Origin of the sequence: Jutongia huaianensis (assembly GCF_014384985.1) — a bacterium.
In the GTDB taxonomy this organism is placed as follows: Bacteria; Bacillota; Clostridia; order Lachnospirales; family Lachnospiraceae; genus Jutongia; species Jutongia huaianensis.
In genome coordinates this window covers 44,618-57,121 of the sequence record NZ_JACRSX010000004.1, presented here as the reverse complement: position 1 = coordinate 57,121, position 12,504 = coordinate 44,618, and the positions used below count along the sequence as shown (strand labels likewise).

General features: G+C 46.0%; 10 protein-coding genes and 1 riboswitch. Of the genes, 7 read left to right on the top strand and 3 right to left on the bottom strand.

Going from position 1 to position 12,504, the window contains the following annotated elements:
• Positions 1 to 11: 11 nt before the first annotated feature.
• Complete coding sequence (gene pckA / locus H8704_RS05065; RefSeq protein ID WP_118676408.1) at positions 12 to 1,616, bottom strand: phosphoenolpyruvate carboxykinase (ATP); 1,605 nt, start codon at positions 1,614 to 1,616, stop codon at positions 12 to 14.
• A gap of 317 nt (positions 1,617 to 1,933) precedes the next feature.
• On the opposite strand from pckA, the gene H8704_RS05060 reads away from it, so the two are divergent.
• Positions 1,934 to 2,863, top strand: coding sequence for a magnesium transporter CorA family protein (locus H8704_RS05060; protein WP_022463956.1), 930 nt, complete (start codon positions 1,934 to 1,936; stop codon positions 2,861 to 2,863).
• A gap of 36 nt (positions 2,864 to 2,899) precedes the next feature.
• Here H8704_RS05060 and H8704_RS05055 read toward each other — a convergent pair whose 3' ends face one another.
• Both H8704_RS05055 and H8704_RS05050 read right to left on the bottom strand, forming a co-directional pair.
• On the bottom strand, positions 2,900 to 3,628 hold the full coding sequence (locus H8704_RS05055) for an SGNH/GDSL hydrolase family protein (protein ID WP_249297565.1): 729 nt from the start codon (positions 3,626 to 3,628) through the stop codon (positions 2,900 to 2,902).
• Between the two features lie 51 nt (positions 3,629 to 3,679).
• Positions 3,680 to 4,663 carry an acyltransferase family protein gene (locus tag H8704_RS05050; RefSeq protein WP_249297564.1) on the bottom strand — a complete coding sequence of 328 codons (984 nt, stop codon included), beginning with the start codon at positions 4,661 to 4,663 and terminating at the stop codon, positions 3,680 to 3,682.
• Between the two features lie 186 nt (positions 4,664 to 4,849).
• Here H8704_RS05050 and H8704_RS05045 point away from each other — a divergent pair, with 186 nt between their 5' ends.
• The 6 genes from H8704_RS05045 to H8704_RS05020 all read left to right on the top strand — a co-directional run bounded on the left by H8704_RS05045 (position 4,850) and on the right by H8704_RS05020 (position 12,446).
• Complete coding sequence (locus tag H8704_RS05045) at positions 4,850 to 5,254, top strand: BlaI/MecI/CopY family transcriptional regulator (protein ID WP_022463953.1); 405 nt, start codon at positions 4,850 to 4,852, stop codon at positions 5,252 to 5,254.
• Positions 5,255 to 5,281: 27 nt separating this feature from the next.
• Complete coding sequence (locus H8704_RS05040; RefSeq protein ID WP_249297563.1) at positions 5,282 to 6,961, top strand: M56 family metallopeptidase; 1,680 nt, start codon at positions 5,282 to 5,284, stop codon at positions 6,959 to 6,961.
• Positions 6,962 to 7,055: 94 nt separating this feature from the next.
• Positions 7,056 to 7,140: riboswitch (ZMP/ZTP riboswitch) on the top strand.
• Positions 7,141 to 7,188: 48 nt separating this feature from the next.
• Entirely contained in the window at positions 7,189 to 7,902 is a 714-nt protein-coding gene (locus H8704_RS05035) for an IMP cyclohydrolase (RefSeq protein WP_022463951.1), read from the top strand.
• A gap of 26 nt (positions 7,903 to 7,928) precedes the next feature.
• Positions 7,929 to 9,104 (top strand): phosphoribosylaminoimidazolecarboxamide formyltransferase, encoded by a 1,176-nt coding sequence (locus tag H8704_RS05030; RefSeq protein WP_249297562.1) that lies wholly within the window; start codon positions 7,929 to 7,931, stop codon positions 9,102 to 9,104.
• 83 nt (positions 9,105 to 9,187) lie between these two features.
• Positions 9,188 to 9,652, top strand: coding sequence for a hypothetical protein (locus H8704_RS05025; RefSeq protein WP_249297561.1), 465 nt, complete (start codon positions 9,188 to 9,190; stop codon positions 9,650 to 9,652).
• 88 nt (positions 9,653 to 9,740) lie between these two features.
• Complete coding sequence (locus tag H8704_RS05020; RefSeq protein ID WP_249297560.1) at positions 9,741 to 12,446, top strand: translation factor GTPase family protein; 2,706 nt, start codon at positions 9,741 to 9,743, stop codon at positions 12,444 to 12,446.
• Positions 12,447 to 12,504: the final 58 nt, after the last annotated feature.

Genomic DNA, 12,504 nt, shown 5'->3' with positions numbered 1-12,504 from the left:
CAGCGGAATGATTACAGCTGAGGACCTGCAGCAACAAGTGCCTTACCTGCCTCATTACCCTCATACTTAGCGAAGTTCTTGATGAATCTCTCGGAAAGATCCTTAGCCTTTGCCTCCCACTCAGAAGCATCAGCATAAGTATCACGAGGATCAAGGATTCCTGTATCAACACCGTTCAGCTCTGTAGGAACCTCAAAGTTGAAGTAAGGGATCTTCTTTGTAGGAGCGTTTACGATATCACCGTTCAGGATTGCGTCGATGATTCCACGAGTATCCTTAATGGAGATACGCTTACCGGTTCCGTTCCATCCTGTGTTAACCAGGTATGCCTTAGCACCGTTTGCTTCCATCTTCTTAACAAGCTCCTCTGCATACTTTGTAGGATGCAGCTCCAGGAATGCCTGACCGAAGCAAGCAGAGAAAGTAGGGGTTGGCTCTGTGATTCCACGCTCTGTACCTGCAAGCTTTGCTGTGAATCCGGACAGGAAGTAGTACTGTGTCTGCTCCGGAGTCAGGATAGATACTGGAGGAAGTACGCCGAATGCATCTGCAGAAAGGAAGATAACGTTCTTTGCTGCCGGTGCAGAAGAGATAGGACGTACAATATTCTTGATATGATCAATTGGATAAGAAACACGAGTATTCTCTGTTACGCTCTTATCAGCGAAATCAATCTTTCCATCATCTGCAACAGTTACGTTCTCAAGGAGAGCGTTACGCTTGATCGCATTGTAGATATCCGGCTCAGACTCGATATCAAGGTCGATAACCTTAGCGTAGCATCCACCCTCGAAGTTGAATACACCGTTGTCATCCCAGCCGTGCTCATCATCACCGATCAGGAGACGCTTAGGATCTGTGGAAAGTGTTGTCTTACCTGTACCGGAAAGACCGAAGAAGATTGCAGTGTTCTTTCCGTTAAGGTCTGTGTTTGCGGAGCAGTGCATAGAAGCCATGCCATCCAGTGGAAGGAAGTAGTTCATCATAGAGAACATACCTTTCTTCATCTCTCCGCCGTACCATGTATTTACGATAACCTGCTCTTTGCTTGTGATATTGAACATAACAGCTGTCTCAGAGTTAAGACCCAGTTCCTTGTAGTTCTCTACCTTAGCCTTAGAAGCATTGTAAACAACGAAATCTGGCTCAAAGTTCTCAAGCTCCTCAGCGGTTGGCTTGATGAACATGTTTGTTACGAAATGTGCCTGCCAAGCTACCTCTACGATGAAACGGATTGCCATACGGGTATCCTTGTTTGCACCACAGAAAGCATCAACAACATACAGCTTCTTGTTTGAAAGCTCTTTGATTGCCAGCTCTTTTACTGATTTCCAAGCTTCCTGAGTAGCAGGATGGTTATCATTCTTGTACTCATCAGAAGTCCACCATACAGTGTCCTTAGACTTGTCATCCATAACGATGAATTTGTCTTTCGGAGAACGACCGGTGTAGATACCTGTCATAACGTTCACTGCACCAAGCTCACTAACCTGGCCTTTTTCATAGCCTGTCAGCTCCGGTTTTGTTTCTTCTTCAAAAAGTACCTCATAAGAAGGGTTGTAAACAATCTCAGTAGTTCCGGTAATGCCATACTTGCTTAAATCGATTTGTGCCATGTTTCTTAACCTCTTTTCTTTAAATTTGTACGGATTAACCATTTCCGCAACAGCGGAAATGATGAAACTGTTTCGGAAAGCGACCTGTTTAAGCCACTCTTTTTTAGAATACCATATAAATTTATGAAAATCAATACGCTTTTCCGGCAAATTTGCGGTAAATCTCCCGGTAATCTGATAGGAATTTTCAGAAGCGGAAATTCTGGGAGCGGTTGGGATATTTTTGCAGGAAATCGGGTAAACTGTTTCCGTATTGCCGCAGGTCAGATGAACGGTATTTATAGGTACCGGATCATTGGAAGGGAGGTGGGACATAGTTGGCCAGTTATTATGATATAGAAAATGGTCTTATAGAGCTTACGATGGAAAAACAAGACAAACAGGGAGACGCAGGGGGGAAGGCAGCGGTTTTGGCGGTGCTTTGCGGGAAAGAAGCGATGGAAAATGTCTTTTTGCAGTCTCTGGGTTATCCGTCGGTTGCCGTCTCATCCCGGATTCATTTCTGTAAAGCAGAGGTACATCTGCGTTTTTTATATGGAACGTACCTTTCGCCGGTTCTGGAAAAGCAGAGAACGCAGTTTACCTTTGTGCTGGATCCGGATCATTTATATCTGATCGAAGAAGGAGAAACGGCAAAAAATATCCTGTGCCGTCTGAAAAAAACATTTCAGAAGAAAGGCGGCACAGGAACTGTGTGGGTAGGCTTTATGGAGTGTCTGCTGAAGGATGATCTGGAGAAGCTTTCCGGTCTGGAGGTGCGCCTGACTCATTTGGAGGATGAGGTGCTGTCCGGTAATATCAGCCGGTTTGACCAGAAACTTATACGGTGCCGGAAGGAAATCCTCCGGTATTCCCATTATTATCTGCAGCTTCAGGATGTGACGGATGTTCTGCAAAAAAATGATCTCAAAATCTTTTCAAGAGAAGATCTGGCGGGAATCCGTCTGCTGCGGGAAAAGATCGGACGGCTTCATCAGGAAGCCGGGATGCTGCGGGAATATTCCACACAGGTCAGGGAAGTATATCAGGCGCAGATTGAGATCCGTCAGAATAAGATCATGAAATCTCTGACCATTGTCACCGCAATATTTCTGCCACTAACCCTGATCGCCGGATGGTATGGCATGAACTTTACTTATATGCCGGAGCTTCAATGGGAATATGGCTATCCGGCGGTGGTGGGACTGAGTGTGGTAACAGTCCTGAGTTCGCTGGCACTTTGTCACAAAAAACATTTCTTTCATTAAAAAACTTAAAATGATAATGGACTGTAAGGGGATGTTTTATTCTGTGATCATATTTTTCCGGACAAATTTTGCAAATTTTTTCTGACCGGTGATGTTCAGGTGAATTCCATCCTGATAAAACCAGTCCGGATGTTTTGGACCTTCCTTTGACCAGGCAATGACATGAACATTATTGTTCGCCTCTGCTACCCGTCGGATCGTGTTATTGACGTCTTTTGCACTCGGCAGATCGCGGCCGTAGGCATCGATCCAGTAGATGGTGCGGTCCGGTCCGAGATAGTCGATGAGCTTCTGACCGGTGGCGGAGTTGAAATTACCGTTGGTACCCAGAGCAATGATGACGGTGTCTCCAAGCTTTCCTTTTTTGTCCAGATTTTTTGCAATATCCAGTGCCTGAACTACCTGGCGGGACACCTTGGCATCGATGACTGCATTTTTGTACAGTTTTTTGAAGGCAGGAGCGGCACCGAGAAAGACAGAGTCTCCGATGACGGACAAAGAGGACTGCGAAATGTCGGGAGTTCCGGTCGCGGCAGCGGTCTGTGTAGCGGTCGTACCGGCTGGTGTTTTTGAAGGAAAACCGGCAGGGGTGGCCTCTTCTCTGGCAAGCTCCTGTTCATTTTTTTCAAGCTCTGCTTCTAGCTGGGACGCATCTGATGTGGGAGCATGATAGATACCGTAAGAAGCGATCAGAATGGCAATGACCAGAAGGGCAGAGCCAAGGGATTTCAGGGAGTTCATAAAACGGTTATTTTTCTTTTTCATAATAATATTACATTCCTTTCTTTAATTGAATTATTGAGTTCTTTTAAAACTTTAATGAAACGCGGTCAGGAGTAAAACGATGACCGGGTAATGCCATAGATAAATGTTGTAGCTGTACTTGCCGAGGAGGGCTGTCTGGCTGGCAAGGGGGAGCTCCTGAGCCAGAGTCCTCTGGTTTTCCGTAAAGAGGATCATCACGGCAAAAAAGACACTGATCACAAACATGCCTCCCAGATACAAAAAGGAGTTACTGCCCTTTACCAGCAGAAACAATAGCAGTGTGATCCCAAACATCCCGGAGAAAACAGGAAGCTGTCGTTTCCTGCTGACCGGTGTACACAAAACAGGATAATTGTGACGTAATGCTCCAAGAAACATACCAAGGAACAAGGTAAATCCCATGGTATCTGTCCCGTAATAGACACGGGATGGATCGCTGCCGGGGTGATAGAGACAGATCATGGCTGCAAGGGAAAGAAAAGCCGGTATCAGAAAGAAAAAACAGGCTCTTTTTCTGCCAGGCAGGCGAAAGCTCTTCTTATATAAATAGAAGAGGAGTGGCCAGATCAGATAAAACTGCATTTCTACCCCCAGAAACCACAGATGAGTAAAGGGAGAGGCTCCGGTGAGCCGGGAAAAATAGGAGGCGTCCTGTGCAATCTGCCACCAGTTGTTATATCCAAGAAAGATACTTAGGATCTGCTCCCGGATTCCGATCATCTGACGGCTGTGGGTCAAAGTCATCACACAGCAGGTCAGCATGACCATCAGAAACAGAGGTGGTATCAGGCGGGAAATCCGTTTTTTATAGTAATCCAGTGCCGGGAAGGAGTTTGTTTCCAAATAGGGTACGGAAGTGGTATACATCAGGTATCCGGAAAGAACAAAAAACAGAGGGACACCGAGAAATCCACCGGGAAAAACGGAAGGGATCAGATGATAAAGGAAGATACCGGAAATGGCAATCCCTTTTAACATATCAAGTCCCTTTTTCTTTGGCAGATGTTGTCTGGTAAGTTCATTTGTCTGAGTCATAATGTGTCAACCTCCTGTTGTTTTACTTTGTAAACCAAACTATACATTTTTCGGTTTAAGTTGTCAACCATATTTTGAAAAAATTTTTGTGACGGAAAAATATAAGAAAGTGGTTGACATCTTAAACTATATAATATAGAATGTGGTTGACAATGTAGAACTATATAGAAAGGTTTGGTTATAATCGTGAAAGAAGAAGTGAAAGTAACGAACAGTGAATGGTACGTTATGAACTGCCTCTGGGAAAAGAGACCGTTATCTCTGATGCAGCTTGTTCCTCTTTTAAAGGAAAGTGCCGGATGGAGCAAAAGCACAAGTGCTACCATGGTACGGCGCATGACAGAAAAGGAACTCATCGGCTATGAGGAGAATGGGAAGACGAAATATTTCTTTCCGAAAGTGGACAAGCAGGACGTAGTTGTGCAGGAGACCAGAGATTTTCTGCAGCGCATTTATGATGGCAGTGTGGGGATGATGATGAGTGCCCTTGTTCGTCAGGATGATCTGTCGGCAGAGGATATTCAGGAGCTTCAGGAAATCTTAAAGGCAGCAGAAAAAAAGACACAGAAAAAGCAGAAGAAAAAGAAGTAATGTGAGTGGAAAGGATAAGGCGAGAGAATGGCAGAATTTGGGTTATGGATGCTGGAGTCATCTCTTCTTGTATTAATGATCCTGGGAATCCGTAAGGCGTTCACCGGGAAGATCAGTTATGCAGCGGTTTATGCGTTATGGCTGGTGGCAGCACTGCGTTTTCTGGTGCCGGTCAATATTATTCCGACCCCCTTTGGCATCGGTACAATGGTATCAGATGTGGTGTCTTCATGGAAAGCATCGGAAGCGGAGAAAACACAGCTTTCCCAGGTGGCCGGAAAGGATACTGCAGCGGCATTGATGCCGGATCGTCAGAAGGATTTATCACAAGCGGCAGGAAAAAAGAATTCCGTCGGTCACATAGAGCTTCCGGCCGCTGAAAATGGAAAAAGCACAGAACAGGTGAAGATGATGTATCAGGGGAAACATACAACATCTTCATGGAACACAAGGCTGAAAGGTCTGCCGTGGGGACGGATTTGTATTGCAGGCTGGATCAGCATTTCCGGAATAGTGCTTTGCTTTTTTGTGTGGTCTAATATGAGTCTGCTGTGTCGTCTGAAAGCGGATCGGAGATATCTGGGACACCGGGGGAATGTTGCTGTTTATGCAACAAAGGTGTTACAGACACCATGTCTGTATGGCGTTTTCCGGCCGGTTATTTATCTGCCGGAGAGTCTGCTTGACAGACAGCAGGAGGAGATAGAGCAGATGGTGCTGCATGAATATGTTCATTATCTGCACCGGGATTATTTCTGGGCAATGCTGCGGATTTTACTGCTTTCGGTGTACTGGTTTGATCCCTTTGTGTGGATCGCTGTCAGTTATTCCAAAAAGGATGCGGAGCTGTTTTGTGACGAGACGGTGATCCGTCTGCTGGGGGAAGACAAACGTCTTGCATATGGTTCTCTTCTGATACAGATCGCAGGAGAACAGCACTGGGGGGATTTCCGCTATTCTATGATGCCTATGAGCCGGAAGGGGCGGGAGATGAGACGCAGGATTCTCGCCATCAGCCAGCCGAAGAAATATTCCAGATGGATCGCTATTCCGGTGGTGGCGGTTGTCAGCATCGCAGTTCTACTGACCTGCAGCGCAGGGGCAGGAATGGCTATGGGAAAAGAAAATTCCGATAAAGCAGCAGAACAAAGAACACAGACAGGAAATGCTGCAGATAATAATGTGCTGTTAATGCAAAATCCGGGAGAAGAAGGATGGGCAGAGCAGCTTCAGGATCATTTGGGAATCCGCCTAATGGACAATCCACTGGTAATGAATCAGACAAGTGGTATACTGCCGGCAGAAAGCATGACAGCCAAAACAGATCCAGGGGAACTGTCAGAGCAGGATATGACAGATTGTCAGAAGCTTTTTGAAAATTATGTGGGGTGCTTTACCAAAGCAGTCAACAGCGGAAAAACGGACCGGCTGAAAACGGTTGTGAGTGAAGATTCGGAAATGTATAGACAGCAGCGGAATCTGGCACTGAATTATCATAAACGGGGAATCCGGGAAAAGGCAAAAAGTATTGAGGCATCTGCTGTGAGAGTCAGTGGTGAGTACGAGATACAGATAGATTCCAAGGAGGCCATTAAGGTATCTTATGCGGATAAGTCTTCCAAAATTGTAAAACAGAGCTACTGCTATACATGCACTAGACAGCAGGGAGAATGGATCATTATTTCCATGCAGGATATCAGCAAATAAAGAAATGACAATGTAGTAATGGAAAATATATGTTTATTTTATAATGGTTTGGACTTGTCAAATGATCAAGAATCAGTTATTCTAATATAGAAAGAGAACTTCATGTGACTGACGGAACAAGCAGGAGAACCTGCGGGAAGCATGAGGAATAGGAAAAGCCGACCGTCTGGGCAGCCGCAAGGGTTGTTCGGGCGGTTTTTATATTTTAAGAACATAGGAGGTTTACTATGCAGAAGTTATCATTACAGAAGGAACTTACAGGAAATGCGTATCCGGGCAGAGGAATTGTGATCGGCAAGACTCCGAATGGCAAATATGCAGCGACCGCATATTTCATTATGGGCAGAAGCGAAAACAGCCGTAACCGTGTCTTTGTAGAGGATGGAGAGGGAATCCGGACACAGGCGTTTGATCCATCTAAGCTCAGTGATCCGAGTTTGATCATTTATGCACCGGTTCGTGTTCTTGGAAACAAAACCATCGTGACAAACGGAGATCAGACAGATACAATTTATGAGCTTATGGACAAGCAGCAGACCTTTGAGCAGGCACTCCGCACCAGAGAGTTTGAGCCGGACGCACCAAACTACACACCGAGAATTTCCGGTATTATGCATGTAGAGAACGGGGAGTACAATTATGCGATGTCCATTCTGAAGAGTAATAATGGCAATCCGGATGCCTGCAACCGTTATACATTCGCCTATAGCAATCCGGTAGCCGGTGAGGGACATTTTATTCATACATATATGGGCGATGGTAATCCACTTCCGAGCTTTGAGGGAGAGCCAAAGCTGGTGGAGATGATGGACGATATGGATGCCTTTGCGGAGATGCTCTGGAGCAGTCTGAATGAGGACAATAAGGTATCTTTGTTTGTACGCTATATTGATATTGCAACAGGAAAGTGCAAGTCACGCATTATCAACAAAAATAAATAATTAAAATACAAGAAAGGATAATGACAATGAAAGAATTAGAATTAAAATATGGATGTAACCCAAATCAGAAGCCTTCCAAAATCTATATGAAAGAGGGCGAGCTTCCAATCCAGGTACTCAATGGAAAACCGGGATATATTAACTTCCTGGATGCATTTAACGGCTGGCAGCTTGTTCGTGAGTTAAAGAAAGCAACCGGACTTCCGGCAGCAACCTCCTTTAAGCATGTATCTCCTGCCGGTGCTGCAGTAGGACTTCCGCTGTCTGATGTGTTGGCAAAGATTTACTGGGTGGATGATCTCGGAGAGCTGACGCCTCTTGCTGCTGCTTATGCGAGAGCCAGAGGCGCAGACAGAATGTCTTCTTATGGTGATTTCATTGCGCTTTCTGATGTCTGCGATGTCTGTACAGCCAAGATGATCAAGAGAGAGTTTTCGGACGGTATTATTGCACCGGGATATGAGCCGGAGGCACTGGAGCTTCTCAAGGAGAAGAAAAAGGGCAATTATGCCGTTATCCAGATTGATGAAAATTATGAGCCGGATCCGATAGAGCATAAGGAGGTATTTGGCATTACCTTTGAGCAGGGAAGAAATGAATTAAATATCGACAAGGATTTCTTCAGCAATGTGGTAACAGAGAATAAAGACATTCCGGATTCCGCAAAGGTTGATATGGCGATCGCAATGATCACTCTGAAATACACACAGTCCAATTCTGTCTGCTTTGTAAAGAATGGACAGGCAATCGGAATCGGCGCAGGACAGCAGTCCAGAATTCATTGTACCAGACTGGCCGGAAGTAAGGCCGATAACTGGCTGTTAAGACAGTCTCCACAGGTTCTGGGACTTCCTTTTAAGGATGGAATGAAGAGAGCAGACCGCGACAATGCCATTGATCTTTATATTGGCGAGGATTACATGGATGTACTGGCAGACGGAGAATGGGAGAGAGTCTTTACCGAGAAGCCGCCGGTATTTACAAAGGAAGAGAAAGAAGCATGGCTTTCCAAAGCGACCGATGTGACTCTTGGCTCCGATGCGTTTTTCCCATTTAGTGATAATATTGAGCGTGCATTCCGGAGTGGCGTGAAGTTTATTGCACAGCCGGGCGGATCTATCCGTGATGGAGAAGTGATCGAGGCATGTAACAAACATGGCATAGCTATGAGCTTTACCGGTATCCGCCTGTTCCATCACTAAAAGCTTCTGATTTTCAGTGCTTCTCTGACGGAAATGATGATCAGAGGGGTCAATAATGAAAAAGGAAAGATGAGGAAACGATCATGGGATACCGTACGGTGGATGAGTGGGAGAACTTTGAATTTCAGGATGCAGATGTGGGACAGATTCATATGGAAAATGGTCATCTTTACCTGGAGCTGGGATATGTTACGATCCTGCCGGATAATTCCTGTAACCGGGATATCCGTAAGATGGGAACCAATGAACTGACGCTGCAGCTTCAGCAGGTAGAGATTGACCGGATCATAGAGGAAGGTTATAAGCTGTATGATGCCGATGGCAATTTTACCAAGAGTGTGGAGGATCAGGAACTGACCCCGGAGGAGTATCCGAAATGGATGGAGGAGATGGCGGGAGGAGCAGTCTATCAGATCCTGCGCAGACCGGCAGAAGGAGAGCTTCCATATGAGTATGAAATATATCTGGATGCCAATGAGAGAACATATCTGGCGAAAGTATATGCCAAACATGATGTGGAAGTATGGGAACGGTTTATGAATAGATGAATTGTTTGAAAAGGTGAAGGAGCAGTGAGAGATTACTGTAGATGCTTTAAAAGAATTAGAGTAATAGTGGCAGAGGGATTTAAATTACATGAACAAAAAGAGATTATGTATTGGTATTTTGGCACATGTTGATGCAGGAAAAACCACATTGTCAGAAGCAATGCTGTATACCTGCGGCGTGATCCGTAAGCTTGGACGGGTGGACAGCAGAGATGCCTTTCTGGATACCTATGAGATGGAGAGAGAACGGGGAATCACAATCTTTTCGAAGCAGGCAATGCTTCGGACGGATGATCTGGAGATATCCCTGTTAGATACCCCAGGGCATGTGGATTTTTCTGCAGAGATGGAGAGAACCCTTCAGGTGCTGGATTACGCCATTCTTGTGGTGAGTGGCATGGACGGGGTGCAGGGACATACCCGGACACTTTGGAAGCTTCTGGAGCGCTATCAGGTGCCAACTTATCTCTTTATCAATAAAATGGATCAGCAGGGAACAGATCCGGCTGGTCTGATGACAGAAATAAAAGAAAAATTATCGGATAACTGTACGAATTTCGGGACAGAAGACAAGAGCAGCATTTATGAGAGTGCTGCTCTTTGTGAAGAAGCATTATTGAATCAATACCTGGAGCAGGGAGAAATATCGGACAGAGACATCGCCAGACTGATCGTTGAGAGAAAGATTTTTCCGTGTTATTTTGGATCCGCACTGAAAATGGATGGTGTAAAGAGTCTGTTGGATGGAATCAGAAATTATGGTATGTGTCCCGAATTTGGTACAGAACTTGGTGCAAGGGTGTTTAAAATCCTCCGGGACACTCAGGGAAATCGCCTGACATATGTCAAGATTACCGGAGGAGCATTAAAAGTTAAGGATGTACTTTCTTATCTGCCGAAAAATGCAGAGGACGGGCAGATTGCAGAAAAGGTAAATCAGATCCGGATCTATTCCGGAGAGAAGTATGAGACAGTGGATGTGGCAGAGGCGGGCTGTATCTGTGCTCTGACCGGTCTGACAGGGACATATCCCGGTCAGGGACTTGGCATGGAGAAGGATTCTCCGGAGCCTGTTCTGGAGCCGGTGCTGACGTATCAGATGATCCTCCCACAGGAGGTTCATCCGGCGGCGTTTCTGCCAAAGCTGCGGATGCTGGAGGAAGAGGATCCCATGCTGCATGTTTTGTGGTCGGAGGAGCTACAGGAGATTCAGGTGCAGGTGATGGGACAGGTACAGCTTGAGATCCTGCAGAGGCAGATTAGGGAACGTTTCGATGTGTTGGTGGTTTTTGGTGCCGGCAAGATCGTTTATAAAGAAACCATTGCGGATCGTGTAGAGGGCATCGGACATTTTGAACCGCTTCGTCATTATGCAGAGGTGCATTTGATCCTGGAGCCGGGAGAACCCGGAAGTGGAATGCAGTTTATACTGGGATGTAGTGAGGAGATGCTGGACAAAAACTGGCAGCGTCTGATCCTGACACATCTGGAGGAAAGAACACATCGGGGAGTTCTGACCGGATCGCCACTAACTGATGTGAAAATTACAGTGGCGGGAGGAAGAGCCCATCTGAAGCATACCGAGGGAGGAGACTTTCGGCAGGCAACCTACCGCGCTGTGCGTCAGGGATTGATGCAGGCGCAGTCTATTCTGTTGGAGCCTTATTATGATTTTGTGCTGGAGCTGCCATCGGAGCATGTGGGGAGAGCTATGACAGATATGAGCCAGAGAGAGGCGGAAACAGAAGCACCGGAGATTGATGGAAACCGCGCACTTCTTAAGGGCCGGGGGCCGGTGTCCACCCTTTGGGATTATGCGAAGGAGGTAGCTGCTTATACCAGGGGAGAGGGGAGCTTCTCGTGCGTTACAGGAGGATATGGTCCGTGTCATAATGCGCAGGAGATTGTGGACGAAATTGGTTATATACCAGAGGAAGATATGGCGAATCCTACCGGGTCCGTTTTTTGCAGTCATGGCTCCGGCTTTTATGTGGAGTGGGATAAAGTGCCACAATATATGCATGTCGAAAGCGTGATGGGTGCTTCAGGAGAAACTCCGGATGAGGAATCGGTCTGGCAGGAGTATCAGATGCGCCGCAGCCGGGAACAGGAAAGCTCCGAACAGTGGATCGGTGTGGATGAAGTGGACCGGATATTGGACAGAACCTTCTATGCAAATCGGAAGGAAGGATTTACACCACATAAAGGGATCGCACATCGAAAAAGACAGACAAAACAGGCGCAGGTCCGGGAATATGGACAGGGAAATGCAAAACCGGCCATAAAAAGAGAAAAATATCTTCTGGTGGATGGTTATAATGTAATCTTTGCATGGGAAGAATTAAATGAGCTTGCCAAGGTAAATATTGACGGGGCGAGAGGGCGACTGATGGATATTTTATGTGATTATCAGGGAATCCGGAAATGTCATCTGATCGTGGTGTTTGATGCGTACCGTGTCAAAGGGCACCCGACTGAGATATCGGATTACCATAATATTCATGTGGTATATACGAAGGAAGCAGAAACTGCAGATCAGTTTATTGAGAAATTTGCTCATGAAAATGGCAGGAAGTATGATGTCACCGTGGCAACCTCGGATGGTCTGGAGCAGATCATTATCCGGGGCCAGGGATGTGGTCTGATCTCGGCCAGAGAGTTTGAAAAGGAAGTGGCGTCCGTAAAGAAGGGTGTTGTTTCCCGACTGCAGGAGCAGAAACAGAGTGGACATACATTGATGGACAGCCTGTCGGAGGATTCCAGAAAGGAACTGGATTCGTTGAAGAATCAGTGATCCTGCAGATCAGAAGATAGAAATAGAGTCTGCGACAGATTACTGGTAAACAAAATGT